Raw genomic sequence first — 25,618 nt, forward strand, 5'->3', positions numbered from 1 at the left:
GATGCTTCAAGAAAAAGTGCTCGGAAGCGGCCCAGAAATGGAATTTTATCGATCATCTTATCAAGGAAGATTGGCAGGTTTTTCGGAGTGAAGAATAGGATGAATTTTGCTAGGCCCTCCAGCATTTGACACAACCACTCTCACCTCGTCATTCTCAAAAAAATGCATATAAATATCTCCTGGTCTATCATATTTTTCCACTTCCACCATTTTTTCTTTGACAACGTCGGTATGCCCCTCAGGCATATTCCAACGCACCAAGACTTTCATACCCGGATGCCACACTCGAGGAATAGATGCGCAGCAAATATTGGCAAGCCCCGCCCCCCATCTGGCCATATTCCCCCCTCCCGCCCCATCCACCGATGCGGAATAAATATACTTCCCCGTATGATTCACAATACCCACCTGCGCCGTCGCGGTCGGACTTGGCCCGGCTTGCTCAACCTGCCTGGCCTTGAGGCCGCAACCGCTCAGCAGCAAGGCAGTGCCAAGATAAATCATCCATTTCATGCTTTTCACCTTGAAAAAAATGCTACGTAGTTTTTCTACTTTACTGTCATATACGGCAATAGAAAATAGCGGACTATCAACACGTCGATGCTTCAAGAAAAAGTGCTCGGAAGCGGTCCAGAAATGGAAATTTTATCGATCATCCTATCAAGGAAGATTGGCAGGTTTTCCGGAGTGAAGAATAGGATGAGTTTTTGCCCCCCCTCCAGCATTTGACACGACAACCCTCACCTTATCATTGGGGAAGAAATGCATATAGATATCGCCAGGCTCATCGTATTTTTCCACTTCCACCATTTTTTCTTTAATAATATGTTTTAGTCCATCCGGCATATCCCACCGGACCAGCACCATCATTCCTGGATACCACACTCGCGGAATAGAAGTACAACAAACCTCGGCTCCCCCCGCTCCCCATCTGGCCATATTGGCGCCTCCCGCCCCATCCACCGATGCGGAGTAAATAAATTCCCCTGTATGGTTCACAATACCTACCTGCGCCCCTGCCGTAGGACGTGGGCCGGTGTCCTTAAGCTGCCTGGTCTTGAGGCCGCAAGCGCTCAGCAGCAAGGCAGCAAACAAAACACCACCAAAAAAAATAATCCGTTTCATAATTTTCATCATATAAGACCAATGGCTAATTGGATCGATCAAGCGTCGACCGATTAAGAAAAAATACTGGAAAGCGCCCCAGAAATGGAAATTTTATCGATCATCCCATCAAGGAATAGTGGCAGGTTTTCCGGAGTGAAGAATAGGATGCGTTTTTGCACCCCCTCCAGCATTTGACACGACAACTCTCACCTCGTCATTGGGGAAAAAGTGCATATAGATATCTCCCGGCTCATCGTATTTTTCCACTTCCACCATTTTTTCTTTGACAACATCGGTATGCCCTTCAGGCATATTCCACCGCACCCGGACTTTCATTCCCGGATACCACACACGAGGAATGGATGTGCAGCAAATATTGGCAAGCCCCGCCCCCCATCTGGCCATATTCCCCCCTCCCGCCCCATCCACCGATGCGGAATAAATATACTTCCCCGTATGATTCACAATACCCACCTGCGCCGTCGCGGTAGGACTTGGGCCGGCTTGCTCAACCTGCCTGACCTTGAAGGCACAGCCGCTCAACAGCAAGGCAGCGCCAAGATACATAATCCATTTCATGATTTTCCTTTTATCAAAGTAAGCAGTTGAATGAAGAAGGCTAGGCAGCCGAGCACGCCTGCCAGAAATCGTCGGGCAGCGTGTCGAGCTCGGACAGGTAATTCGCACCCTGGCGCGTGCGCCGCAACAGGCTGGCCAGCTATGCAACACAATGCGTCTGCCGCCACGCCACATGTACCTTGAGCATTTTTTTAGCTGATCACGCACGTCTGGCTTTAAGAAAACATCGACAGGGATCATAGCCTTGGAAGGTGGTGCTTTAGAACACCTATCAAAACCTACTGCGCGTCGTAATTTGCGGTCTGCGATGCTCACTATACCTTCGTAAAGTTGCGCTTCTCAACCGCAACTTCCTTCCGCTCGCTACGGTTTTGTTAGGTGTTGTTAATCCTAAGGATTCATTTTTTAGTCGATGGATTAGCCGTGTGTTGAATCGGATGATCTTTCCCATATCCTGCATCATTCGACACAACAACTCTCACCTCATCATTCTCAAAAAAGTGCATATAGATATCTCCTGGCCTGTCATATTTTTCAATTTCAACCATTTTTTCTTTAATGACGTCAGTATGACCTTCAGGCATATTCCACCGCACCAAGACATTCATTCCTGGATGCCATACACGGGGAATCGATGTGCAGCAAATATTTGCTCCCCCCGCCCCCCATCTGGCCATATTCCCCCCTCCCGCCCCATCCACCGACGCAGAATAAATATATTTGCCCGTATGGTTCACGATACCCACCTGCGCTGTCGCGGTAGGACTTGGACCGGCTTCCTCAACCTGCCTGGCCTTGAACGCACAGCCGCTTAGCAGCAAGGCAGTGCCAAGATAAATCATCCATTTCATGATTTTCCTTTTATCAAAGTAAGCAGTTGAATGAACAAAGCTAGGCAGCTGATCGCGCCTGCCAGAAATCGTCGGGCAACGTGTCGAGTTCGGACAGGTAATTCGCACCCTGGCGCGTCCGCCGCAACTGGCTGGCCAGCTATGCTACACGGTGCGTCTGACGCCACGCCACATGCACCTTGAGCATTTTTTGGCTGATCAAGCACGTCTGGCTTTAAGAAAACATCGACAGGAATCGTAGCCTTGGAAGGTGGTGCTTTAATCCTAAGGATTCATTTTTTAGTCGATGGATTAGCCGTGTGTTGAATCGGATGATCTTTTCCATATCCTGCATCATTCGATACAACAACTCTCACCTCATCATTCTCAAAAAAGTGCATATAAATATCTCCAGGCCTGTCATATCTTTCAATTTCCACCACTTTTTCTTTAACAATATGCGTATGCCCTTCAGGCATATCCCACCGCACCAAGACGTTCATTCCTGAATGCCATACTCTCGGGATAGATGTACAGCAGATATTTGCACCTCCCGCCCCCCATTTGTCCATATTTCCCCCTCCCGCCCCATCCACCGATGCTGAGTAAATATACTTACCGGTATGGTTCACAATACCCACCTGCGCTGTCGCGGTCGGACTTGGGCCGGCTTCCTCAAGCTGCCGGGCCTTGAGAGCACAACCGCTCAGCAGCAAGGCAGTGGCAAGATAAATAATCCATTTCATGATTTTCCTTTCGGCTCCAGTCGCGCTGAAATCACCCCCTATGCGAGCGCCTCGGCACGCGTTGCGTAGCGCTGCTGCGCCAGGTAAATCTCTTCATCGGCTTTGGCTTGCGCAATATCCTGTGTTAAGTTTTCGCTCCACACAAATTCTTCGGGTGCTTCTTTCGCCTCGATGCCGGCCGTCGGCATGCGTTGCAGCTCCTTCTCGTGCACGCTTTTCCGGAAGAAACCACTTTGCGGGTAATAGCCTCGGCGCAAGATATAGCCGCCACCCTCGCGCCGTGTATAGGTTTGCGTGGTGATCAGCCTGCTACGCATGTCGGCGCTGTCGGCATCCGTACGGATCGGATAGGGAGTGCCATACTGCGCTTCCTTGACCAGTGCTTCCTCTTCTGGCGTCAATGCTTCGCCATTCTTCTGTTTCAGTTGCGCGGCTTCCGTCTTTCGGCTGAGCTCATATACGCGTTTATAAAAGCCGTCTTTAGGCGGTTTATCGGCGAACGAGGCGATCCTGGCCCGCTTGTCGTATTCCGTCACTTCGCCTGCCATATAAAAGCCGGCCAGGGAATCATGCACATAGTCGTCAAAAAAACGCATCACTTCGGGCGGCAGCGGTTTGGGGTGATCGAATATGTCGAGCGCCCATGCTTCCCAATCATCCAAGGAGATGTGATTTTGGGCGCGATAGTATTGCCAGTGATTGATGCGCGCAATGTCCCGGGCGCTGAACGGTTGCCCCTCATCGCCATGAAGGAAGGCTTTGCGCGCGCGCAGCGCTTCCAGATCGCCTGCCAGCAAACGGTTGTAGGACCCCAGATCCTCCCGCTCTTGCGCATTGGCCGCCTTGAAGCTGGCTGTGGCCTCCAGGGTCTTGACGCGCACGGCGCGCCAGCGGTAATACAGCTCCATGTGCTTGCTCAGCAAACCGCCTTGCTTGTTAAGCTCGGCGGTATATGCTTCCCATGCCTTGGCAAGCTCTTGACTGACCTGGAAATCAACTTGGTCCGTAGCCTCCAGTTCACTGAACGGTATCAAGGGTACTCCCTTGAGGCGCGCCTCCTTGAACATATGCGCCAGCGGGATTTGCGACAGCAAGGCCGCTTGTCCGCCGCGTCCCTTTCCCTGCTCGCCCGGACCATAGCCGCCCCCGACATCGGAGTGCACGCCAGGAAAATATACTTCCTCGATTTTCCCTTCCAGGCGCGTGACGGGAAAATTCATGCGCTGCTCATGCGTGGCAATACAATGCAGACCTGCCTGGACGCAGGATGGCAACGGCTTGAGCAATTCATTGGCCCAGGCCCAATGGCCATCGAACATCGCACCAGGCGCGATCGTGGTTTTCGCTACAGACGCCGAGCTGCCCACGGTTGCCACCGTGTCGAATACGCCAAGAAAATCGATGCTGGCAAGGATACCGGCAAACTCCGGCCCCTTCTCGCCCGGCTTGAGCAAATCGGCAAACAGCTGGCAAAACGCCACCGCCTCGGCGGCGCCCCGCGAAAAACCGAACACGGACAGGGTCAGCGATGGGATATGCGGCTTGGGCCGTGCCGCCATCGCCTCCCTTAGTTTTTCAATATGCTCAGCGAACCAGTCCGAGTGAGTCATGAAGCGCTCCCTGCCGGTTGAGGGATGCAGCACCTTTTTGTGGCCTACGGCATTATCATAAGTACGGGCAAGCTCGCCAGCCTTATCTGATTCGTACAGTAACTTACCGACAAGAGTCCGATGAACTGCATTTAAAACCTGCAACAACCCCCATATAATGCGTGGTTGCCCTCCTTTGGCAAAAGCCTTCCCCTCATCAGACTCAGTCAGTTCACCAATTTCCTTAAATGGCGTTCCCACGCCAGGAATGTAATATCGGTAATACCCGGCACCCCGCTTATCAGATGGAAAAGCAGAAAATAAACGTGCCACATTGCTATGACTGGCATCATTGGGGTCTACCACAACATTATTTATCGCTATGGGCTTCTTTGTTCTCGGATCAATCACGCCTGTTCTAATCCCATTTTTATCGCGCTCCAGGTTGTTATTGGTTCCATCAAAGAAAATCCCAAGCATCACTGGAATACTACACGGCGCCTCATATTTATTTTTACACAATATCTTAGCAATCTTGGATTGCTCAAGCGCCGATGGATCAAGAAAAAAATCGACAGGAAACGGCGCGGAAGTAGGAGTTTCACTAATCATAATATCAAGGAATATTCGCAGGTTTTCCGGAATGAAGAATAGGATGATTTTCACTATCGCCGTCCACATTTGACACAACCACTCTCACCTTGTCATCAGGAAAAAAATGCATATAGATATCTCCTGGCCTATCGTATTTTTCCACTTCCACCATTTTTTCTTTAATAATATGTTTTAGTCCATCCGGCATATCCCACCGCACCAGCACCATCATTCCCGGATACCACACTCTCGGGATAGAGGCGCAGCAAACTTCGGCTCCCCCCGCTCCCCACCTGGCCATATTGGCTCCTCCCGCCCCATCAACCGATGCGGAATAAATATACTTCCCCGTATGGTTGACAATACCCACCTGCGCCGTCGCGGTAGGACTTGGGCCGACTTGCTCAACCTGCCTGGCCTTGAGGGCGCAACCGCTCAGCAGCAAGACAGTGCCAAGATACATAATCCATTTCATGATTTTCCTTTTATCAAAGTAAGCAGTTGAATGAACATGGCTAGGCAGCCGAGCGCGCCTGCCAGAAATCGTCGGGCAGCGTGTCGAGCTCGGACAGGTAATTCGCACCCTGGCGCGTGCGCCGCAACAGGCTGGCCATCGCAGGATGCAAGGTGAAATCATCGGCCAGCATCAAGGCCAGGGCGCTGAAATGCTGACGCTGGCCAGCCGCCTCGATGCCGCTGGCGTTTGCCACAAACAAATGACGCGCCACGCGCGCGTGGCACTGGGCCGGGGTACCGGAATGAAACAGATCCGGCTGCACATCATGCAGGTTGGCAAGGATGGCGTCGGCTTCGGCGCTATCCACCAGGGCGGCGAAGGCGGCGTCGCCGAGGGGGAATTTATCAAACTCCGCAGGGACGGGACTGGGCTGCGCCTCGCCCTGCCAACTGATCAGCGAACCATCGCGCCGCAGCGACCACCAGTGGTAGATGGGGCTCAGCAAATGCGCGGACTGCGTTTCAGTCAAGGCTGCCAGCAAGGCCGGCAATGTGCGGCTATCGGCCCAGCGCACGGGCCATTCGACGGTATCTGGCGTGATGGCAATCAAATAGGGGCGCAGATGCTGCTCCAGCTGGTCGATATCGAGCGTGCTGGCGATGATGCTGAGCATGGGCTTGCCTGCACACAGCGAAAACAGGCGCTGCAGCCACTCGGCCTGCTCGCTGCTTGTCGATGGCGCCGCCATTAAATGCGGTGCGGCGCTCTTGAAGTTTTGCAGCGAGGTGTGCGCATACAGCGACTGGCGCCGCAAACGGCTCGGGTAGCGCTTGGTGAAAAACTCCTCATCGCAGGCGCCGTCGAGCAGCGCCAGCAAATGCAAGGGCTGGCCGCCGTTCGCCACCGCCGCCTCCGTGCGCAAGGCCTGCAGTTGCTGCGCGATCAGCGCTGGAACTGCAGGGTCGGGAAGATTGATGGCAAAGTACATCAGGATTCCTTTTCTAGGCTGCCGTGGGCGCGACAAACGGGCTGCCGCTACGCAACGCTGCCAACAGGCACGCCTTGCAGACGCTGGCAGGCAGCGCCGGCAATGGATAAGCGAGCCGTTCCGGCCCGATAAAACTCTTCTTGCCGGCATGCACCGTGATCTTGCCCGGGCACTGCACGGTGATGTTGCCGCCCTCGATGGTGATATTCGCCCCGCCCGCCGTCGACAGGCGGATGCTTTTCGCCGCCGCCCAGTCGATGTGCGCGGCGGCGCTGACGATATTGACTTCCTCGCGCGCCTGCACGTTGAGCACGTCGGCCTGCGCCTGCAGGTCGATGGCTTGTTTGGCGGCGATCAGTTGCAGGCCGATATTGTTCTCGCCCGCCTTGACGACGCCGGCCAGCGCGCCGATAGCCTGGCCGCTGTGCACGCGCAACTGGCCGCCGCCGACGAACTGGGTGTCCTGGCCGCTCATCAGGGAGGTGGTTTCGCCATTGACCAGCTGGATATCCTGGCCCGCCAGCACGCCCAGGCCGGCGCGGGCGGCGATGGCGATGATGGCGTCGCTGCTGTGCGGCAGCTTGTCGTCGCCGGGACTGGTCGGCTTGCCCGCTGCGTCGCTCCTGGCGGCGGCCGTATTTTCCTGGCTCAGCATGCCGGAAACGCTGGTCAGGAACGCTGGCAAGGGCGCCGCCTTTTCGTCGAGCACGCTGGCATTCGCCTTGGCCGGGCCCAGGTGGCTGGCATACGCGACCGTCTTGTGGGTGACGGCGGCGGCGCTGAAGGTTGCACCCAGCTTGGCGGCCTGCTTGAGCAAGACCATGCCCGGTGCATTGTCGCCGGCCGGATCGCGCGCCTGCGCGTCGTGGTTGACGAGGTAGCTGGAAATGAGCAGGCCGGCGCCGGCCCGCACGGCACCGTAAGCGTCCGTGCGCAGCTCGGCGCCCGTGCCGCGCAGGCTGCCCCGGTAATTGTCGGCCGCATGGATCAGGTGGCCAAGATTGAGTTCGCTTGCCGCATGGCTGCTCTTGAGCTGGATGCGCCCCTGCTGGTCGGTATCGTCGAACAGCAACTGGTTGTAGCCAGAGCCGGAGCCGGCGGCGCCGAATTCCTTGCTGCGGATGCCCCATTGCGCCGCGCCGTTGCGGTGACCGGCGCTGCCGCCAGCCGCGCCATGCCAGAGCGGGCTGTTACCGCCGGCCACGTTGCCCTGCGCCGATGACGCATGGTCGCGCGCCGGCTCGAAGACGCTGGCGTCCGCGGGCTTGTCCGTGATGCCGCCCGGCGTGGGCGCGACGCCGCCCTCGCCTTGCCCGTTGTACAGGGCGCCGACGATGATGGGCCGGTCGATATCGTTTTCCAGGAATTGGACCAGCACTTCCTGGCCGATGCGCGGCAGGAACTGGCTGCCCATGCCGCCGCCGGCCGAGCGCTGCGCCACGCGCACCCAGCAGGTGGCGCTGCCGTCAAGTTGCCAGTGGAAACGGATGCGCACCCGGCCCAGCTTGTCGCAATGGATTTCGCTGCCGCCGCTGGCGCTGGTGCCGCCGTCGGCGCCGACGACGATGGCGCTCTGGCTGCCGCAAGCCGTCGGTTTTGGGTGGTGGCGCGCGTCGCCGCCGTCATGCACGGGGCGCCATGGCGTTGCTGCGGCAAGCATCTCGATGCAGTTGGCGTAACCGCTGGCTTTCGCCTGGGCAATCGCGGCGGCAAAGTCGGCAAAGCCGTCGCCCAGGCCAGGCATGGCTTCTTGCAGCAGTTCGGGCACTGGGCCGAACAGTTCTGCCAGCGCCTGCGACGCGGGCGCCGGCAGGTTGTTGATGCCGATGCTGGCCACGCGGAGCACGACATAGTCGGACGCGGCGCCGTCGACCTGCGGCAACGGCCCCTGCGTCAGGGTGAACCGCGTGCCGGCGCGCAGGGTGCGTACCGTCGAGCGCGCCTGCCACAACTGGGCGCGCGCTTCGCGCGACTGCATCTGCAACGCGGCATAGTGCTGTGCCTGCGCGCCATTCGCATACCAGTACTGGCCCGGCGTATCGTAACTTTCCAGCACGGGGGCATGCTTGCCGCCGATGGCCAGATTCGTCGGCACGCTGGCGGCGACCGCCTTCTTGGCCTTGTAATCGTAGCTCAGCACGCTACTCAGCCCGACGTGCAGGCTGCGCCGCGCGCACAGCGCTTGCACGCTGTCGCTCGCTTCGCCGGCCCTGGCGCCATGAAAGCGCAAGCCGCCGTCTTGCGCGCTGCTGGCGTCCTCGGGCGTGGCGCAGGGCTGGCTGCTGTCGGCGAACAAAATCAGCGTGTGCGCCTCAAAGCGCCAGGCGATGCCCTCTTCCGTCAGCAGCCGGCGCACGAAATCGTAGTCCGATTCACGGTACTGGCAACAATAGCTGCGCTCGCCCGCCTGCCGCATGCACTGCGCCACCTCGTCGCTCCATTGCCACAGGGCATGCGGCGCATAGGCTTGCAATACCTCGTCGACGATAGCCGTCACGCTACGGTCTTGCCATACGCGGCTGTTACGCACTTGCGTCAGCAGCCACAGCCAGGGCGTGATGCGCAAGCGGTAGCGCGCCAGGCCGCCATTGCTGCCCAGCATGGCCGCTGCGCTGATATAGCCGGGAAACTGCGTGCGCGTGCCGTCGGCCAGGCTGATATGCAGGCTGGCAGGCTGGCCCAGCAGGGAGGCCAGCGCAACATGGGCGTTGGTGGACAAGGCGATAATCTCGCGCGCGCCAACCGCCTGCAGCCGGTCATCGGCGGCGAAGGCTTCGACCAGCAAGCCGCCGTCCTGTCCATCATCGCCGATGGACAATGCATACAGACGCGTCGCACCATTGAAGGCGGCTACCGCGCTAACGATATCTTGTGTCAAAGGATGCTCTTCATCTGGAAAGTGGCATCACACATTGCTTATCAAAACAATGTGCAAAATAAACAAGTCCAGGCAATTATGCGCGAGTTCTCAAAAAAGCAAGATTCAATTGAACAAGTAGTGCGCGGGGAAGACAATAGTCGATGCTTCGGGCAATGGATTCGGTACAATACTCCGGCAAGCCCATTCACTCTTTCCCGTGCAGCCATGAACCAACTCGAACAACTGAAGCAATTTACTACCGTGGTGGCCGACACCGGCGACTTCCAATCGATCCAGGCTTACACGCCGCGCGATGCGACGACGAATCCGTCGCTGATCCTGAAGGCCGTGCAAAAGGATGAATACAAGCCGCTGCTGGAAAAGGCCGTGCGCGACCATCCGAACGCCTCGACCGCCGAAATCATCGACCGCCTGCTGATCGCCTTTGGCGTGGAAATCCTGCAAACCATCCCCGGCCGCGTCTCCACCGAAGTCGATGCGCGCCTGTCGTTCGACACGGAAGGTACTGTCGCCAAGGGCCGCGACCTGATCGCCCTGTATTCGAACGCGGGCATTGCCCGCGAGCGCGTGCTGATCAAGATCGCCTCCACCTGGGAAGGCATCCGCGCCGCCGCCATCCTGGAAAAGGAAGGCATCCGCTGCAACATGACCCTGCTGTTCTCGCTGGCCCAGGCCATCGCCTGCGCCGAAGCGGGCGCGCAGCTGATTTCGCCGTTCGTCGGCCGCATCTACGACTGGTACAAGAAATCGACGGGCATCGACTACATGGGCGCGGAAGATCCGGGCGTGCAATCGGTCCGCCGCATCTACAATTACTACCGCAAGTTCGGCTACAAGACCGAGGTGATGGGCGCGAGCTTCCGCAACACGTCGCAAATCCTCGAACTGGCCGGCTGCGACCTGCTCACCATCAGCCCCGACCTGCTGCAAAAGCTGGCCGACAGCGATGCGCCGGTGGAACGCAAGCTGAGCGCCGAAGCGGCGCCGTCGACCAACATCGTGCAAATGTCGCTGAACGAGGAAGCCTTCCGCTTCATGATGAATGAAGACGCGATGGCGACGGAAAAACTGGCCGAAGGCATCCGCGCCTTCTGCGTCGATTCCGGCAAGCTGAAACAGATGGTCGCGGCACTGCGTTAATCGCTGATCCTCACCGCAAAAAAGCGGCGTCCGTGCAGTGCACGGCGCCGCTTTTTTCATGCCCGCGTGATCAGGAGCAGCGGAAGGTGGCCACGCCCTGGTAATTGGCGCCATTTGCCAGTTGCGCCTTGTAAGCGGCGATCAGCAGATAGCGGCCAGCGCCGCCGTCGCCCAGCATCAGCTGCGCGCCCGTGCCATTCGACAGGTAGCCGCCGGTGATGCTGCTCGACGCGGCCGAAGCCATGGTCGTCGAAGCCGTTACTTTGCCCGTGCTGCCACCTGCGCTGGCGTCGACGGTCAGCGCTATTTTGGCGCCGGAGGCATCGAAGGACATGCTGGCATTGCCGCTGACGGTACCAAAGTAAGCTGTCGACGAGACGCTGCTGCCACCCGTATAGCTTGGCGCCGTGAACATGCCGGCATCGCAGGAGAACGTGCCGGTCGCTGGCAGTGCGGCGAGCACGTTATAAGCGACGTAATGCGCACTGGCATTGTTGCCGCTCAACGTAGTGGCGCCAGAGCTATTGCTGAATGAGCCCTTGAACCAGCGTCCCTGCGCAAAGCTGGCGTCGCCGCTGATTTCACGCGTCACGGCCGGATTGCCCGTCAGGACGATGCCGCCGATATTGCTCAAGGCGCCGGAGGCATCCTGTACCAGCAGACTGGCCTTGCCATTACCCTGCAAGCCGATCGACGTAAAGACGTAGCGGCTGTTGTCGCCATTGACGAAACGTGCGCTGACGGTGCCCGTGTTTTCGCCAGTGGCCGCCGGCACGGCGGGAACGACTGGAACGACGGGCGCTACCGGATCGGCAGGCTTGGCCGAATTCACGGCAACCGACGTGTCGGATGGGGAAGACGAACCGCCGCCACCGCAAGCGGCGAGCGAAGCGGCGATCAGGGTCAGAACAAAAGCGTGATTCAGTTGCATACGATTCCAATAAAAAAGCAAGACATAAGGAATCCTTGGCACATGCCAAAAATTCAACGTCCAATATTATGCAACATTTCTCAAAAGAATGGTTGCCTTAAAGAAATTTATTAATACTAACAATGTGACTATAACGAGCGCGACTGCGTCGTGGCGCCACGCTGGCGGTAAAATACCTGGCTACCGGCCGCCAACGACTACTCATGCAATCACCAATCACCATCCGCCTGGGCCGCCGCGCCCGCGCCCGCATTGCCGAAAACGGCTTGCGCGCGAGCGACATCGCCATCGTCCCTGCCGCCGCGGGCGGGCCGAAAGGCTTGATCCTGCATCAGCTCGATTGCTGGCTGTTCGGTGATTTTCTGGCGCAGGCGCCGCGCCCGCGCCACTTCGTCGGCGCCTCGATAGGCGCCTGGCGCATGGCCGCCGCCGTGTTCCCCGACCCGGTGGCCGCGCAGCGCCGCCTGGTGCGCGCATACGTGGGCCAGCGCTATCCCGACAAGCCCGAGGCGGCGCACGTCAGCCGCACCTGCCGCGCCCTGCTCGACGCCGTCCTCGATGGCCAGGATGCGCAGCTGCTGCGGCACGAGCGCCACAGCCTGTCGGTGCTGGCCGTGCGCGGCATCGGCGCGCTGGCGCAGCCGGGAAAATGGCGCGACCGGCGCGGCTTCCTGCTGGCGGCCGCCGGCAACGCCGTGGCGCGCGCGCGCCTGGCCGCCTCGCTGGAACGAACCGTGTTCCATGCAGGGCCGGATGGCGCCAGCTGGCTGCGCTCGCGCTTCGACGCCTTTCATTCCCACTTCGTGCCGCTGGCGCAAGAGAACCTGCGCGACGCGCTGCTCGCTTCCGGCTCCATCCCGCTGGTGCTCGATGCCGTGACGGACATCGCCGGCGCGCCAACCGGGCGCTACTGGGACGGCGGCCTGGTCGACTACCATTTGCACCTACCCTACCAGCGCGAACCGGATCTGGTGCTGTACCCGCATTTTGCCGACCCCGACCATATCGTGCCAGGCTGGCTGGACAAGGCCATGCCCTGGCGCCGCGCGCGCAGCGGCGATAGCGCACTCGACAACATGATCCTCGTCTCGCCCTCGCCCGCCTTCGTGGCCAGCCTGCCGAACGGCAAACTGCCGGACCGGCGCGACTTCCCCCATTACGGGCAAGACCACGCGTCGCGCATGCGCGACTGGCGCCGCGCCATCGCGGAAAGCGAACGCATGGTGGCCGCCTTCGCCCGCTGGGCCGAGCAGCCCGACCTGCGCCAGGCGGGCGATCTGTAGCACGGGCGAGACTGCAACAGGCGCCAAAACAAGCGCGCTTTTCCCTCGCCTATTGGTCACTTATCAGTGCATACTATGTCGCACAGGCAATTAAATCCCCTCTGCGACAGGAGCTCCAACCATGCACGCCCTCTCCCACCTTCGTATCGGCACGCGCCTGGCTGCAGGCTTCGCGCTGGTGCTGCTGCTGTCCGTGATCTCCACCTCGTACGCGCTGTACAGCGCCCACGTGAATGCCGAAGCGACGCGGCAAATGATGGAAAAACCGCTGGCCAAGGAACGCCTCGTCTCGGACTGGTACGTGCTGATTTATTCGGCCATCGCGCGCACCTCGATGATCGCCAAAAGCACGGATGAAACCCTCTCCAGCGTGTTTGCCGACACCATCGCCGACAGCACGAAACAGGGCAGCGAACTGCTGAAGAAAATCGAGGCGCTGCTCGACAGTGACGAGGAAAAAGCCATCTTCAAATCGTCCATCGCCGAGCGCGTCAAATACCAGGACGCCAAGACCCTGGTGATGAATGCGCGCAAGGCCGGCGACGCGGCACAGGCGGAAAGCACCTACCGCGACAGCTTCGCGCCGGCCGCCGCCAAATACCAGAGCAACGTCAAGGCCCTGCTGTCGCAGCAGCGCCAGGCCATCGACGCCACGGCGCACGCGATCGAGGCGGCCAACGGGCGCAGCTTCACACTGCTGCTGACCTTGTGCGTGCTGGTGGTGGCGCTGGGCAGCGTGTGCGCGTGGCTGATCACGCGCTCGATCACGCAACCGTTGAAGGCCGCCGTGAAGGTCGCCGAAACGGTGGCCGATGGCGACTTGCGCACGCATTTCGGCACGCCCGCCAGCGATGAAATCGGCGACCTGATGCGCGCGCTGCACGGCATGAACGAGGCACTGCGCAAGGTGGTGTCGGAAGTGCAGACGGGCACCAATGCGATCGCCACGGCGTCGGGCGAAATCGCCGCCGGCAACCAGGACCTGTCGGCACGCACAGAGCAGCAAGCCAGTTCGCTGGAAGAGACAGCGTCGTCGATGGAAGAACTGACCAGCACCGTCAAGCAGAATGCGGACAATGCGCGCCAGGCCAACCAGATGGCGGTGGCCGCCTCCGGCGTGGCCGAACGGGGCGGCAGCATCGTCAGCCAGGTGGTCGACACCATGGGCGCCATCGATACGGCATCGACGAAAATCGTCGACATCATCGGCGTCATCGACGGCATCGCTTTCCAGACGAATATCCTGGCATTGAACGCGGCCGTCGAAGCGGCGCGCGCCGGTGAGCAGGGGCGCGGCTTTGCCGTCGTCGCCACGGAAGTGCGCAGCCTGGCGCAGCGCTCGGCCGCGGCGGCGCGCGAAATCAAGACCCTGATCGGCGACTCGGTGGAGCAGGTCAACAACGGCACGCGGCTGGTGCAGCAGGCCGGCAACACCATGGGCGAAGTGGTCGACAGCGTGCGCCGGGTCACCGACATCATGGCCGAAATCACTGCCGCCAGCGCCGAGCAAAGCATGGGCATCGACCAGGTCAACCAGGCCATCGCGCAGATGGACCAGGTGACGCAGCAAAATGCGGCCCTGGTGGAAGAAGCGGCGGCAGCGGCCGAAAGCATGCAGGACCAGGCCGCGCGCCTGGCGCAAGTGGCGGCCGGCTTCCAGCTCGAACACATGGCCGCGGCGGCGCCGGTGCGCACCGCGCGGCCGGCGCCCACCCGGCTGGCCAAGCCGGCGGCCAGGAGCGCCACCGCCAGGCAACCCAGCATCGCGACCAGGAGCGCGCCTGCCGCGCGCAAGCCCCAGGCGCAGGTGGCTGGCGAGCAGGATTGGGAAGAGTTTTAGGCTGGCAACAGGACCCGTCAAAAGGGTTTGACAGCGCCGTGGCGCGCGAGGATACTGGCTTCAGGTGGCAGGGCGCTCCACCGGCAGCGATACGTGTTGCGCCTGACATCGTTCTGCGGGAGCACGAACATGAAAAGTATCCGCCGCGTTAGCGAACAGCTGCGCCTGGGCTTCCTGTCCCCCTTGCTGCTGTGCGCAGCCCTTGTCGGCTGCGCCACGGCGCCCGCCACCCCGCCTCCACCCGACCTGTTCAACGATGCCAGCTTTGCCGCGCCGGCCGTGCCGGTCGACCCGCAGCAGGCGTTTGCCATGAGCGACGCCATGCGGCTTTACGTGCGTGTCGATATCGCGCGCGAGGCGCGCAGCAAGAATCCCCGCCGCGCGCTGGCCGATGCCCTGCGCAACCGGGCCGGGCTGCAGCTGGAATATGATGCCGCCATGACGCGCACGGCGGCGCAGGCGTTCGATGCGCGCAGCGGCAATTGCCTGTCGCTGGTGCTGATGACGGCGGCACTGGCCAAGGAGATGGGGCTGGAAGTACGTTACCAGGTGGTCCTGGGCGAAGAGAGCTGGAGCCGCAGCGGTGACATGTATTTCGTCGCCGGCCACGTCAATCTCGCGCTGGAACGCCGCCCCCTCAGCAATGCGGTCGGCTACGATTCCGATGCCATCCTGCTCATCGACTTCCTGCCTGGCGAAGACCTCGTCGGCCAGCGCACGCAGGAAGTGCGCGAGGCAACCATCGTGGCCATGTACCTCAACAATCGCGCCGCCGAAGCCATGGCCAGCGGCGAACTCGATCAAGCCTACTGGTATGCGCGCGCCGCCATCCTGCAAGACCCCACGTTTGCGGGTTCCTTCAATACCCTGGGCATCATCCAGCTGCGCCACGGCGATACCGAACCGGCGCGGCGCACGCTCGCTTACGCACTGGAACGCTCGCCCTCAAACCCCGTGCTGCTGTCCAACCTGGCGCAGGCGCTCGACGGCCTGGGCCGCGCGGGCGAAGCCCAGCTGCTGCGGCGCAAATTGCTGGCCCTGCAGCCAGAGCCGCCGTTCCACTTTTTCAACCTGGGCCAGCGCGCCATGGAAACGGCCGACTACCAGGAAGCGGCACACCTGTTCAAGCGCGAGATCGCGCGCGACCCCTACTACCATGAATTTCACTTCTGGCTGGCGCAGGCATATGCGCGCATGGGACAGCTGGCGCAGGCCGGACGCCAGCTGGAACTGGCGATGGACAACAGCACCACGCGCAGCGAGCACGGGCTGTACGCGGCCAAGCTGCAGCGCCTGCGCGCCGCCAGCGCGCATTAGCGCATCAGGCGGCGTCAGTCTTCCAGGAACATCTGCTGCAGGTCGTTCAGGAAGGACAATCCCAGCGCCGTCGGGCGGATGACCTGGTGGTCGCGGTACAGCAAGCCTTTCGCTTCGGCCGCATTCAGCGGCTGCTCGATGGCGTTGAGAGCCAGCCCTGTGCGCTCGGCGAACAGGTTCGGCGCAAAGCCCTGCGTCAGGCGCAGGGTATTGAGCATGAATTCAAAACCCATTTCCTCGCGCGCCAGTTCGCGCTCTTCCTGCACCGGATTACCGGCCAGTACCGCGTCCATGTAGGCACGCGGCTGCTTGTAGCGGGCCTGGCGCAGCACGCGGTGCGGGAACGAAATCTTCGAATGGGCGCCCGCGCCGATGCCCAGGTAGTCGCCGAATTCCCAGTAATTGCGGTTGTGTTTAGCCTGGCGGCCCGGCTGCGCATAGGCCGACACTTCATAGCGGCCATAACCGGCCTGCGCGGCGCGCGCGGCCACCATGTCGGCGATGTCGGCACTCTCGTCGTCGTCCGGCAGCACCGGCGGATACTTGGCGAACAAGGTGTTCGGTTCGAGCGTCAGGTGGTACAGCGACAAATGCGGCGGCGCGAACGACAGCGCCGTGTCCAGGTCCTGCTGCGCCTCGGCCAGCGTCTGCGTGGGCAGCGCGTACATCAGGTCGAGATTGAAATTGTCAAAGTTGGCGTGCGCGATCTCCACCGCGCGGCGCGCCTCGTTGTCGTCATGGATGCGGCCCAGCGCCTGCAAATGACGGCCATTGAAGCTCTGGATGCCGATCGACAGCCGGTTGATGCCGCTGGCCCGGTAAGACTTGAATTTTTCCGCTTCAAAGGTGCCCGGATTGGCTTCCATGGTAATTTCGCAATCGGGCTCCAGGGGCAGCAAGGTGCGCACGTCCGACATCAACCGGTCCAGGCCCGCCGCCGACATCAGGCTGGGCGTGCCGCCGCCGATGAAGATCGTGTGGATCTTGCGGCCCCAGATCAGCGGCAGCGCCATTTCCAGGTCCAGGCGCAGGGCCGCCAGGTATTCGGCTTCCGGCAGGTCGCCGCGCACCTCGTGCGAATTGAAGTCGCAATACGGGCATTTTTTCACGCACCACGGGAAATGGATGTACAGCGACAGCGGCGGCAGGGCCGTCAGGTTCAGCGCGCCCGGCTGCAGGTATTTCAGGGCCGCCCCGGCCGCGCCGGAAATGCCTTCCTGCGGCGCGGGAGCGGTATTCGGCTTGGCTGCCGACCTGGCAACGGCGCCCACCAGTTTGATCGGAATCATCGCAGCTTTTCCACCAGCGCGCGCAGGGCCTGGCCACGGTGCGACAGCGCGTTCTTTTCATCGGACGTCAGTTCGGCCGCGCACTTGCCCAGCGCGGGAATGAAGAAGTGCGGATCGTAGCCGAAGCCACCCTGGCCGCGCGGCGTGGCGATCATCTCGCCATTCCAGCGGCCATCGGCGATCACGGGCTGCGGGTCGTCCGCATGGCGCACGTACACCAGCACGCAGTAGTAGTAGGCGGACTTGTCGGCATGCGCTTCCAGGTCGGCGATCAGCTTGGCGCTGTTGGCGGCATCCGATTTCGGCTCGCCCGCATAGCGGGCCGAGTACACGCCTGGCGCGCCGCCGAGCGCATTGACGCACACGCCGGAATCGTCGGCCAGCGCCGGCAAACCCGTCAGGCGCGATGCGTGGCGCGCCTTTTGCAGGGCGTTTTCAACGAAGGTGTGGAATGGTTCGTCGCTTTCCGGCACGGCGTACTCGCCCTGGGCGTGGACGGAAAAACCGATGGTCGAGAGCAGCTCGTTGAATTCCTTGAGCTTGCCGGCGTTGTTGGAGGCGAGGATGAGGCGTTGGGTCATGTCAGTAGTCCGGTTGAAGTGCCGACATTGTAAACCTTTTGCGCTCCCCTCACCGTGCCCCACCGCCGCGCTCAACGGCGGCAAGTGTGGGCTTTTTACCCGGCGTGGCGGGCAGCGATGTGTAAATCTGTGTAAAGATTACATGCCGAGGGCTTGCTTCTGCAGGGCGATCAGGTCGGCGATGCCGCCCTGCGCCAGGTCCAGCAAACGGTTCATGCCGGCGCGGTCGAAAGCGGCGCCTTCAGCCGTGCCTTGCACTTCGATGAAGTGGCCCGCTTCCGTCATCACCACGTTCATGTCCGTGTCGCAGCCCGAGTCTTCCACGTAATCGAGGTCCAGCACCGGCATGCCCTGGTAGACGCCCACCGAGATGGCGGCGACGAAGCTTTTCACGGGAATGGCGGTGATCGCGCCGCGCGCCTGCAGCTGGGAAAACGCGTCATACGCGGCCACCATGGCGCCCGTGATCGAGGCCGTGCGCGTGCCGCCGTCGGCCTGGATGACGTCGCAATCGAGGTGCAGGGTGCGTTCGCCGAAGGCCTGCAAATCAAAGGCGGCGCGCAGCGAGCGGCCGATCAGGCGCTGGATTTCCTGCGTGCGGCCCGACTGCTTGCCGCGCGCCGCTTCGCGGTCCATGCGCGTGTGCGTCGAGCGCGGCAGCATGCCGTACTCGGCCGTCAACCAGCCCTGGCCCTTGCCTTTCAGAAAACCCGGCACCTTGTCTTCGATGCTGGCGGTGCAGATGACCTTGGTGTCGCCGCACTCGATCAGCACCGAGCCTTCGGCATGCTTGGTGTACTGGCGGGTGATGCGGATGGCGCGCAGCGCGTCGACGGCGCGGCCGCTCGGGCGGGATTCAAATGTCATGGGGTGTCCTGTGTGATTGGGGTTGCGGCAGCGATTTTACCACCGCGCGCCTGTGTATTTGCAGTCATGCAACAGCGCAGGACGCAATGGCGGGCCGCGCACACATGATCCCTACAATCCTGCCCCGCCAAACACAATTTTCTTTACAATGCCGTAAAACGCACACTATTCAGCAATTTTCAGGCCATCGTGTACTTCGGTCTGTTTTGCGGCGCGGGCGGTATTGCCTGCGCTGGCTGATTAAGTGTATAAGTGACTGTATACAAGACCAAATCGGGGAATCCTTTGAGCATTTCAAGCATGACAGGCTACGCGGTTGCCACCAGCGAAGGTGCTGCAGGCACACTGACAATTGAAATCAAGAGCGTCAACTCGCGCTTTCTCGACCTGCAATTCCGGATCAACGACGATCTGCGGGCCCTGGAGCCTGACTTGCGCGCCGCCGTCATGTCCGCCATCACGCGCGGCAAAGTCGAGGTACGCCTGAGCTTTGGCCGCAAGGCCGCGACCGCCGGCACGCAGGCGCTGAACCTGCCCCTGCTGGCCGAACTGGCGCGCCTGCAAAACGAAGTGGGCCAGCATTTTGTCTCCGCTCCCGTCATGACGGTGGCCGAACTGCTGCGCTGGCCTGGCGTCATCGAAGAAGCGCAAGTGGGGCAAGAATCCTTGCAGGCGGACGTGGGCGCGCTGACCCGCCGTACCGTGGCGGCCTTCGTCGACAGCCGCAAGCGCGAAGGCGCCGCGCTCGAAGCGGTGCTGGTGTCGCGCATCGAAGCGATGGAAGCCATCGTCAAGCGCATCACGCCATTGATACCGCAAGTGGTGGCGGCCTTCCAGCAAAAAGCCATCGAACGCATGCAGGATGCGCTGGGCCTGGCCAGCCAAGGCTCGAATTCGGCCCTGTCGCGCCAGGACGCCATGGAGCGCATCCGCCAGGAAGTGATTTTGTACGGCATCCGCATCGACGTATCGGAAGAGCTGGCGCGCCTGTCGGCCCACCTGGGCGAAACGCGCCACATCCTCACCAAGGGCGGGCAAGTGGGCAAGCGCCTCGACTTCATGATGCAGGAACTGAACCGCGAAGCCAACACGCTGGGCGCCAAGGCGTCCGTCAAGGAACTGGCCGACGCCTCGATGGACTTGAAGCTGCTGATCGAGCAGATGCGCGAACAGGTGCAGAACCTGGAATAAGCTCCCTTCAGGTCAGGCGCGCTCCGGCGCGCCCCTTGTCGCTGGCGGCGATGACGACGCAGGCGACAAACAGCACGATGCTGTATTCCACGCCGCCGGCGCCATGCTCGCCCACGAACCAGCCCTTGGCCGCATGCACGATGGCGATGCCGCCGATGCAGATCACCATCAGCCCGACCGCCGCCCAGCGCGTGTATTTGCCGGCGATGAGCAAACTGCCGCAAACGATTTCGACGACGGTAATCGCCCACACGACGGCCAGACCGTAGATGAATCCCTTGTCTTCCAGGAAACCGGCAAAGCGGGGAATGGTGCCATTGGCGATGCGCGTGATGGCGTGCGCCATGAACATCACGGCGATGGCCACGCGCAGCAGCAACATGGCCTGGGCAACACTGAGAAACGGGAAATTTTTCATGCGCGCATCCTGTCGGCAAATAGTTATCAAGAAAAAACCATTCCAAATTAAATAACTATTTCCTCAAGATAACAAGCAAAATATGCACAAGCCTGGCGGCAAGGCGCATCGCGGGGCTGGCTCACCGCCTTGCCTCTTGGTAAAATACCGGATTGGGCGGCGCCCATGCAAGCGCACACGCCGCCATCACACGCATATGGAAAGATCCGCATGAGCCACCCTACCGCCTTCTCCGGCAGCCTGTTCGTGGTCGCCGCGCCATCGGGCGCCGGCAAATCGACACTGGTCAATGCATTGCTGGCGCAAGAGCCCGGCATCAAATTGTCGATCTCGACCACCACGCGCGCGCCCCGTCCGGGCGAGCAGCATGGCCGGGAGTATTACTTCACGACGGCGGAAGACTTTGTCGCGCGCGCCGACCAGGGTGAATTCCTGGAATGGGCGGAAGTGCATGGCAATTACTACGGCACTTCGCGCATCATGGTGGAACAGCAAATGGCCGCCGGCACCGATATCCTGCTGGAAATCGACTGGCAGGGCGCGCGCCAGGTGCGCAAGCAATTTCCCCGCGCGGCCGGCATTTTCATCCTGCCGCCATCGATCGATGCGCTGGAAGAACGCTTGAACAAGCGCGGCCAGGACGAGCCGCACGTGATCACGCGCCGCCTGCTGGCGGCCGGCGGCGAAATCGCACACGCTCCGGAGTTCGAGTATGTTATTATCAATGAAGAGTTTACGGTCGCTTTGTCCGAACTGAGCGCGATCGTGAGAGCGGCCCGTTGCCGGTTTGCGCAACAAGCGGCCCGCAACGCATCGCTATTCGCCCAGCTGGGCCTGCACGCAGAATAATCGTCTCTGCACGCCAGTTCACACAGCGCCCCGCACCACGCACACAATTTAGGAGTTACTATGGCCCGTATCACAATCGAAGATTGCCTGAAGCAGATCCCTAACCGTTTTCAGCTGACCCTGGCTGCGACCTATCGCGCACGTCAGTTGCTGCAAGGCCACACCCCCAAGGTGGAAGCCAAGGACAAGCCTACCGTTGTCGCACTGCGTGAAATCGCTGCCGGTAAAGTCGGCATCGAAATGCTGAAAAAGGTCCCGATGTAAGTGGGAACCCGCGTGCCGGAACAGTGCTGACCCCTGGTTCTACCGTATCCTTTATTCACACTGTGAAGCAACGCGACGTTTTATGAGTCTGACCCCAGCCGACACGACTTCCGCAGCACTGCCGCCCCTGGCCTCGCGCCAGGCGGCAAAACCGCAGGGCGCTTCCGCGCCCGGCGCCGGCACGTCCGGCAGCAACTCCCCCGCAGCACCGCCAGCGCCCGCCCTCGGCGTGGCCTCCGTCAGCCACCTGGCCGACAAGCTGGCCGAATACCTGTCTCCCGCCGACCTGAAAAAAGTCAAGGAAGCCTACCGCTTCTCCGACGAAATGCACCTGGGCCAGATGCGCCGCTCGGGCGAGCCGTATATCTCGCACCCGATCGCCGTCGCCGAAATCTGCGCCGACTGGAAGCTCGACGCGCAAGCCATCATGGCCGCCCTGCTGCATGACGTGATGGAAGACCAGGACGTCAAGAAGGATGAATTGATCGAGCGCTTCGGCGCGCCGGTGGCGCACCTGGTCGACGGCCTGTCGAAACTGGAAAAGATCGAATTCCAGAGCCAGATCGAAGCGCAGGCGGAAAACTTCCGCAAGATGCTGCTGGCCATGGCCTCCGACGTGCGCGTGATCCTCATCAAGCTGGCCGACCGCCTGCACAATATGCGCACCCTGGACTTCATGACGGCGGCAAAAAAACGCCGCATCGCCAGCGAGACCATGGAAGTGTACGTGCCGATCGCGCACCGCCTCGGCCTGAACAATATTTACCACGAGCTGCAGGACCTGTCGTTTTCGCACCTGTACCCGATGCGCTATCGCACCCTGGCGAAAGCCGTCAAGGCGGCGCGCGGCAACCGGCGCGAAGTGGTCAACAAGATCATGGAAGCGGTGAAAAGCACCTTGTCCATGGCCGAACTCGAGGCCGACGTCACGGGCCGCGAAAAGACCCTGTACGACATCTATAAAAAGATGCGCAGCAAGCATTTGTCGTTCTCGCAAGTGCTGGACGTGTACGGCTTCCGCGTGGTGGTGGGCAGCTTTGCCGACTGTTACGTGACCCTGGGCACATTGCACAGCCTGTACAAGCCCATGCCGGGCAAGTTCAAGGATTACATCGCGATCCGCAAGCTGAATGGCTACCAGTCGCTGCACACGACCGTCATCGGCCCGTACGGCACGCCCGTCGAATTCCAGATCCGCACGCAGGAAATGCACCGCACGGCCGAGTCCGGCGTGGCGGCGCACTGGCTGTACAAGAGCGGTGAATCGAACCCGTCCGACTTGCAGCAGCGCACGCATGCATGGCTGCAATCCTTGCTCGACATCCAGCAACAGACGGGCGACTCGGCCGAATTCCTCGAACACGTCAAGGTCGACCTGTTCCCCGACTCCGTCTACGTGTTTACGCCGAAGTCGAAGATCATCGCCCTGCCGCGCGGCGCCACGGCCATCGACTTCGCCTACTCGATCCACACGGGCATCGGCGACCAGACCGTGGCCGTCAAGATCAACAACGAAACCTCGCCCCTGCGCACCGAGCTGCACAATGGCGACATCGTCGAAATCATCACCGATTCCTCGTCGCGCCCCAGCCCGACCTGGCTGTCGTTCGTGCGCACCGGCAAGGCCCGTTCGGCCATCCGCCACCATTTGCGCACGATCAACCTGCCCGAATCGATCGCCCTGGGCCAGCAATTGCTGTCGCAGGCGCTGCAGACCTTGAACATCGACGCCGACCTGCCAGCGCCATTGGTCGAACGCCTGCTCAACGAGTCGAGCGCCAATTCCATGGACGAGCTGTACGCGGACATCGGCATCGGCAAGCGCATGGCCACCCTGGTGGCGCGCCACATCTTCGGCTTGATCGGCGGCGAAGCGGCCAGCATGCCGGTGGAACACAATAGCGGCAGCGAGCTCGACCCCGTCACCATCTGCGGCAGCGAAGGCGTCTCGGTGCAACTGGCGCCATGCTGCTTGCCGATTCCCGGCGACCAGATCATCGGCCAGCTGCGCCGCGACCAGGGGCTGCTGGTGCATACGAGCGACTGCTCGCAGGCAAAACGCCAGCGCGCCAAGGAACCGGACCGCTGGATCGCCGTGCGCTGGGGAACCGAACTGAACCGCCGCTTCGACTGCCGCATCAAGGTGCTGATCAACAGCGAACGGGGTATTTTGGCCCGCGTGGCAGCCGAAATCGGCGAATCCGACGCCAACATCATCTATGTGGGCATGGACGAAGACAAGGACAACGTCCTCGACCAGCTGCGCTTCACCGTGCAGGTCAAGGACAGGGTCCACCTGGCCGCCCTGCTGCGCAACGTGCGCAGAGTGGCCGGCGTGAATCGCATCCTGCGCGAACGTAACTAGGAATTGTTGGCAAAAAGCTGGGGTCAGACCCGCCGGGGGAATACGTCCCAATGGGGCGCATTCCAATCGCGAAGCGACTGACCCCGGCTCTCACGCTTTGCAGGTTCGAACGTAATTCATTTACGCAGCAAAAAACTGGGGTCAGACCCGCCGGGTCTGACCCCTGATCTCCGCTGCGGACTACCGGCGCATTTCCGCGACTCGCCGTAAAAACACCTGATCGCCTACGGCAAATTCGGCATTGACTGCCTCTCGCAGTTGTCCAATGCAACGCTCGCCCAACTCATCCTGAAATAACGCTTGGTATTTCTCTTGCCGTTCAGACACGTCACGTCCAAGCGTCAAATACAAGGAGTGCGGAGACACCAGGTCATCGAGCTTGCCTTGCGCATTGCTCCGATAGCTGGACCAGCAATATTGCCCAGGCAATGCCACGATACCGGCCCTGACGGGATTGAGTTCGATATAGCGCTGGCAAATCAATAAATAACGTTCTTCTTGCACGAGACAAGACTTGTAGCGACCTTCCCACAAGCTGCCGGTGCGGCCATAACGCCAGTTGAAGTACTGGACATAACGCTGATTCAGCATTTTCATCAGCGACGACAGGAAAACTGTGCTTTGCGTGGAAAGCAAGAGATGCACATGATTGCTCATGACCACATAGGCATGCAATTGGCATGGCGCAAGCGCCAAACAACTGCGTAAATAATCCAGATAACGCTGCTTGTCCTGCCCATCAAGAAAGCAGGCTTGACGATTCACGCCACGCTGCACCACATGCAGCGGAACGCCGGGCAAGGCGAGGCGAAGGCGGCGGGGCATGGCGGCTCCTGATAGCAACTAAAGAATCAGTGTGCCTGCGCGCGCCTCACGCACCCTGCGTCACCGCAAACTACCCCTCCCCCGGCGCCGGATACGTCACTTCCAGCAATTCCAGTTCCTGCTCGCCCAGCGGCGTGGTGAGGGTGATCACGTCGCCCTCACGCGCCTTGGTGATGGTGCGGGCCATGGGTGAGACCCAGCTGATCTTGCCGTTCAGGGGATCGAACTCGTCGATGCCGACGATGGTGATGGTGTGCGTTTCGCCGTCGCTGGTGCGGTAAGTCACCGTGGCGCCGAAAAACACCTGATCGTTGCCATGGTGCACGCTGGGGTCGACGATGGCGGCCAGGTCCATGCGCTTGGTGAGGAAACGGATGCGGCGGTCGATTTCGCGCAGTCGGCGCTTGCCGTAGATATAGTCGCCATTTTCCGAACGGTCGCCATTCGACGCCGCCCAATGGACGATGCGCACCACTTCCGGACGGTCGACGTCGATCAGCTGCAGCAGCTCTTCCTTGATGCGCTGATAGCCGGCCGGCGTGATGTAGTTCTTGGCGCCGGCGGGAATGGCCAGCGCCAGCGCGGCCGCCTCTTCATCGTCGTCGTTGTCGGATTCTTTTACAAAGGCTTTATTCATCTGCCTATTGTAGCCCCGCCAGGGAGCCACGGGCACACGCGATGCGGGGG

24 protein-coding genes are annotated in these 25,618 nt (G+C 60.8%); 8 read left to right on the forward strand and 16 right to left on the reverse strand.

Annotation, left to right across the window (positions count from 1 at the left end; translation table 11 throughout):
- Positions 1–60 precede the first annotated feature (60 nt).
- The 9 genes from KO539_RS04305 to KO539_RS04345 all read right to left on the reverse strand — a co-directional run bounded on the left by KO539_RS04305 (position 61) and on the right by KO539_RS04345 (position 9,768).
- A complete protein-coding gene (locus KO539_RS04305; RefSeq protein WP_219307497.1) occupies positions 61–513 on the reverse strand; it encodes a DUF3304 domain-containing protein in 453 nt (150 codons plus the stop codon).
- A 147-nt stretch (positions 514–660) separates the two neighbouring features.
- Positions 661–1,125 carry a DUF3304 domain-containing protein gene (locus tag KO539_RS04310; protein ID WP_219307498.1) on the reverse strand — a complete coding sequence of 155 codons (465 nt, stop codon included), beginning with the start codon at positions 1,123–1,125 and terminating at the stop codon, positions 661–663.
- 108 nt (positions 1,126–1,233) lie between these two features.
- Positions 1,234–1,686, reverse strand: coding sequence for a DUF3304 domain-containing protein (locus KO539_RS04315; protein WP_219307499.1), 453 nt, complete (start codon positions 1,684–1,686; stop codon positions 1,234–1,236).
- Between the two features lie 398 nt (positions 1,687–2,084).
- Positions 2,085–2,537 (reverse strand): DUF3304 domain-containing protein, encoded by a 453-nt coding sequence (locus tag KO539_RS04320; protein ID WP_219307500.1) that lies wholly within the window; start codon positions 2,535–2,537, stop codon positions 2,085–2,087.
- A gap of 272 nt (positions 2,538–2,809) precedes the next feature.
- Positions 2,810–3,262, reverse strand: coding sequence for a DUF3304 domain-containing protein (locus KO539_RS04325; protein ID WP_219307501.1), 453 nt, complete (start codon positions 3,260–3,262; stop codon positions 2,810–2,812).
- A gap of 38 nt (positions 3,263–3,300) precedes the next feature.
- Entirely contained in the window at positions 3,301–5,517 is a 2,217-nt protein-coding gene (locus KO539_RS04330; RefSeq protein ID WP_374106335.1) for a phospholipase effector Tle1 domain-containing protein, read from the reverse strand.
- A complete protein-coding gene (locus tag KO539_RS04335; RefSeq protein ID WP_219307503.1) occupies positions 5,468–5,920 on the reverse strand; it encodes a DUF3304 domain-containing protein in 453 nt (150 codons plus the stop codon). The genes KO539_RS04330 and KO539_RS04335 overlap by 50 nt, the downstream gene beginning before the upstream one ends.
- Positions 5,921–5,960: 40 nt before the next feature.
- The gene (locus KO539_RS04340) at positions 5,961–6,890 is read right to left on the reverse strand and encodes a DUF4123 domain-containing protein (RefSeq protein WP_219307505.1); all 930 of its coding nucleotides are present in this window, start codon (positions 6,888–6,890) and stop codon (positions 5,961–5,963) included.
- Positions 6,891–6,903: 13 nt separating this feature from the next.
- Complete coding sequence (locus tag KO539_RS04345; protein ID WP_219307507.1) at positions 6,904–9,768, reverse strand: type VI secretion system Vgr family protein; 2,865 nt, start codon at positions 9,766–9,768, stop codon at positions 6,904–6,906.
- Between the two features lie 207 nt (positions 9,769–9,975).
- Between KO539_RS04345 and tal the strand changes: the two genes are divergently transcribed.
- The gene (gene tal, locus KO539_RS04350) at positions 9,976–10,911 is read left to right on the forward strand and encodes a transaldolase (protein WP_035821310.1); all 936 of its coding nucleotides are present in this window, start codon (positions 9,976–9,978) and stop codon (positions 10,909–10,911) included.
- 70 nt (positions 10,912–10,981) lie between these two features.
- On the opposite strand, the gene KO539_RS04355 is transcribed toward tal, so the two are convergent.
- The gene (locus KO539_RS04355) at positions 10,982–11,842 is read right to left on the reverse strand and encodes a hypothetical protein (RefSeq protein ID WP_219307509.1); all 861 of its coding nucleotides are present in this window, start codon (positions 11,840–11,842) and stop codon (positions 10,982–10,984) included.
- A 203-nt stretch (positions 11,843–12,045) separates the two neighbouring features.
- Between KO539_RS04355 and KO539_RS04360 the strand changes: the two genes are divergently transcribed.
- The 3 genes from KO539_RS04360 (at position 12,046) to KO539_RS04370 (ending at position 16,282) form a co-directional block, all read left to right on the forward strand.
- Complete coding sequence (locus KO539_RS04360) at positions 12,046–13,125, forward strand: patatin-like phospholipase family protein (protein WP_219307510.1); 1,080 nt, start codon at positions 12,046–12,048, stop codon at positions 13,123–13,125.
- A gap of 121 nt (positions 13,126–13,246) precedes the next feature.
- Positions 13,247–14,965 (forward strand): methyl-accepting chemotaxis protein, encoded by a 1,719-nt coding sequence (locus KO539_RS04365; protein ID WP_219307512.1) that lies wholly within the window; start codon positions 13,247–13,249, stop codon positions 14,963–14,965.
- Positions 14,966–15,094: 129 nt separating this feature from the next.
- Positions 15,095–16,282 carry a tetratricopeptide repeat protein gene (locus tag KO539_RS04370; RefSeq protein ID WP_219307514.1) on the forward strand — a complete coding sequence of 396 codons (1,188 nt, stop codon included), beginning with the start codon at positions 15,095–15,097 and terminating at the stop codon, positions 16,280–16,282.
- Positions 16,283–16,296: 14 nt separating this feature from the next.
- Here KO539_RS04370 and hemW read toward each other — a convergent pair whose 3' ends face one another.
- From hemW to rph, 3 genes are all read right to left on the reverse strand, one after another.
- Positions 16,297–17,571 (reverse strand): radical SAM family heme chaperone HemW, encoded by a 1,275-nt coding sequence (hemW, locus tag KO539_RS04375; protein ID WP_219307516.1) that lies wholly within the window; start codon positions 17,569–17,571, stop codon positions 16,297–16,299.
- Positions 17,568–18,152: an RdgB/HAM1 family non-canonical purine NTP pyrophosphatase gene (rdgB, locus tag KO539_RS04380; RefSeq protein ID WP_219307518.1), complete on the reverse strand. Its 585-nt coding sequence runs from the start codon at positions 18,150–18,152 to the stop codon at positions 17,568–17,570. Before rdgB ends, hemW begins: the two co-directional genes overlap by 4 nt.
- A gap of 138 nt (positions 18,153–18,290) precedes the next feature.
- Complete coding sequence (rph, locus tag KO539_RS04385) at positions 18,291–19,019, reverse strand: ribonuclease PH (protein WP_141170407.1); 729 nt, start codon at positions 19,017–19,019, stop codon at positions 18,291–18,293.
- Between the two features lie 300 nt (positions 19,020–19,319).
- On the opposite strand from rph, the gene KO539_RS04390 reads away from it, so the two are divergent.
- On the forward strand, positions 19,320–20,210 hold the full coding sequence (locus KO539_RS04390; protein ID WP_099403009.1) for a YicC/YloC family endoribonuclease: 891 nt from the start codon (positions 19,320–19,322) through the stop codon (positions 20,208–20,210).
- Between the two features lie 7 nt (positions 20,211–20,217).
- Here KO539_RS04390 and KO539_RS04395 read toward each other — a convergent pair whose 3' ends face one another.
- Positions 20,218–20,628 (reverse strand): DoxX family protein, encoded by a 411-nt coding sequence (locus tag KO539_RS04395; protein ID WP_219307519.1) that lies wholly within the window; start codon positions 20,626–20,628, stop codon positions 20,218–20,220.
- Between the two features lie 210 nt (positions 20,629–20,838).
- Here KO539_RS04395 and gmk point away from each other — a divergent pair, with 210 nt between their 5' ends.
- The 3 genes from gmk to KO539_RS04410 all read left to right on the forward strand — a co-directional run bounded on the left by gmk (position 20,839) and on the right by KO539_RS04410 (position 24,106).
- Positions 20,839–21,477: a guanylate kinase gene (gene gmk, locus KO539_RS04400; RefSeq protein ID WP_080753685.1), complete on the forward strand. Its 639-nt coding sequence runs from the start codon at positions 20,839–20,841 to the stop codon at positions 21,475–21,477.
- Between the two features lie 60 nt (positions 21,478–21,537).
- Positions 21,538–21,741 (forward strand): DNA-directed RNA polymerase subunit omega, encoded by a 204-nt coding sequence (gene rpoZ, locus KO539_RS04405; RefSeq protein WP_010400723.1) that lies wholly within the window; start codon positions 21,538–21,540, stop codon positions 21,739–21,741.
- Between the two features lie 82 nt (positions 21,742–21,823).
- On the forward strand, positions 21,824–24,106 hold the full coding sequence (locus KO539_RS04410) for a bifunctional (p)ppGpp synthetase/guanosine-3',5'-bis(diphosphate) 3'-pyrophosphohydrolase (RefSeq protein ID WP_219307521.1): 2,283 nt from the start codon (positions 21,824–21,826) through the stop codon (positions 24,104–24,106).
- A gap of 180 nt (positions 24,107–24,286) precedes the next feature.
- Here the strand turns inward: KO539_RS04410 and KO539_RS04415 are convergent, their stop codons facing one another.
- Both KO539_RS04415 and greB read right to left on the reverse strand, forming a co-directional pair.
- Positions 24,287–24,931: a transposase gene (locus KO539_RS04415; RefSeq protein WP_219307523.1), complete on the reverse strand. Its 645-nt coding sequence runs from the start codon at positions 24,929–24,931 to the stop codon at positions 24,287–24,289.
- A gap of 70 nt (positions 24,932–25,001) precedes the next feature.
- Entirely contained in the window at positions 25,002–25,568 is a 567-nt protein-coding gene (gene greB / locus KO539_RS04420) for a transcription elongation factor GreB (RefSeq protein ID WP_035821325.1), read from the reverse strand.
- Between the last annotated feature and the right edge of the window lie 50 nt (positions 25,569–25,618).

Source organism: Janthinobacterium sp. NKUCC06_STL, assembly GCF_019345455.1.
In the GTDB taxonomy this organism is placed as follows: Bacteria; Pseudomonadota; Gammaproteobacteria; order Burkholderiales; family Burkholderiaceae_D; genus Janthinobacterium; species Janthinobacterium rivuli.

Excerpts from the sequence above, each read along its gene's own strand:
- rph (WP_141170407.1), bottom strand. The coding sequence starts at position 19,019 with ATGACATTTGAATCCCGCCCGAGCGGCCGCGCCGTCGACGCGCTGCGC.
- KO539_RS04335 (WP_219307503.1), bottom strand. The coding sequence starts at position 5,920 with ATGAAATGGATTATGTATCTTGGCACTGTCTTGCTGCTGAGCGGTTGC.
- KO539_RS04390 (WP_099403009.1), top strand. The coding sequence starts at position 19,320 with ATGACAGGCTACGCGGTTGCCACCAGCGAAGGTGCTGCAGGCACACTG.
- KO539_RS04415 (WP_219307523.1), bottom strand. The coding sequence starts at position 24,931 with ATGCCCCGCCGCCTTCGCCTCGCCTTGCCCGGCGTTCCGCTGCATGTG.
- KO539_RS04365 (WP_219307512.1), top strand. The coding sequence starts at position 13,247 with ATGCACGCCCTCTCCCACCTTCGTATCGGCACGCGCCTGGCTGCAGGC.
- KO539_RS04305 (WP_219307497.1), bottom strand. The coding sequence starts at position 513 with ATGAAATGGATGATTTATCTTGGCACTGCCTTGCTGCTGAGCGGTTGC.
- KO539_RS04340 (WP_219307505.1), bottom strand. The coding sequence starts at position 6,890 with ATGTACTTTGCCATCAATCTTCCCGACCCTGCAGTTCCAGCGCTGATC.
- hemW (WP_219307516.1), bottom strand. The coding sequence starts at position 17,571 with ATGATTCCGATCAAACTGGTGGGCGCCGTTGCCAGGTCGGCAGCCAAG.
- KO539_RS04395 (WP_219307519.1), bottom strand. The coding sequence starts at position 20,628 with ATGAAAAATTTCCCGTTTCTCAGTGTTGCCCAGGCCATGTTGCTGCTG.
- KO539_RS04320 (WP_219307500.1), bottom strand. The coding sequence starts at position 2,537 with ATGAAATGGATGATTTATCTTGGCACTGCCTTGCTGCTAAGCGGCTGT.
- KO539_RS04355 (WP_219307509.1), bottom strand. The coding sequence starts at position 11,842 with ATGCAACTGAATCACGCTTTTGTTCTGACCCTGATCGCCGCTTCGCTC.
- KO539_RS04370 (WP_219307514.1), top strand. The coding sequence starts at position 15,095 with ATGAAAAGTATCCGCCGCGTTAGCGAACAGCTGCGCCTGGGCTTCCTG.
- gmk (WP_080753685.1), top strand. The coding sequence starts at position 20,839 with ATGAGCCACCCTACCGCCTTCTCCGGCAGCCTGTTCGTGGTCGCCGCG.
- KO539_RS04360 (WP_219307510.1), top strand. The coding sequence starts at position 12,046 with ATGCAATCACCAATCACCATCCGCCTGGGCCGCCGCGCCCGCGCCCGC.
- tal (WP_035821310.1), top strand. The coding sequence starts at position 9,976 with ATGAACCAACTCGAACAACTGAAGCAATTTACTACCGTGGTGGCCGAC.
- KO539_RS04315 (WP_219307499.1), bottom strand. The coding sequence starts at position 1,686 with ATGAAATGGATTATGTATCTTGGCGCTGCCTTGCTGTTGAGCGGCTGT.
- KO539_RS04410 (WP_219307521.1), top strand. The coding sequence starts at position 21,824 with ATGAGTCTGACCCCAGCCGACACGACTTCCGCAGCACTGCCGCCCCTG.
- KO539_RS04310 (WP_219307498.1), bottom strand. The coding sequence starts at position 1,125 with ATGAAACGGATTATTTTTTTTGGTGGTGTTTTGTTTGCTGCCTTGCTG.
- KO539_RS04325 (WP_219307501.1), bottom strand. The coding sequence starts at position 3,262 with ATGAAATGGATTATTTATCTTGCCACTGCCTTGCTGCTGAGCGGTTGT.
- rdgB (WP_219307518.1), bottom strand. The coding sequence starts at position 18,152 with ATGACCCAACGCCTCATCCTCGCCTCCAACAACGCCGGCAAGCTCAAG.
- greB (WP_035821325.1), bottom strand. The coding sequence starts at position 25,568 with ATGAATAAAGCCTTTGTAAAAGAATCCGACAACGACGACGATGAAGAG.
- rpoZ (WP_010400723.1), top strand. The coding sequence starts at position 21,538 with ATGGCCCGTATCACAATCGAAGATTGCCTGAAGCAGATCCCTAACCGT.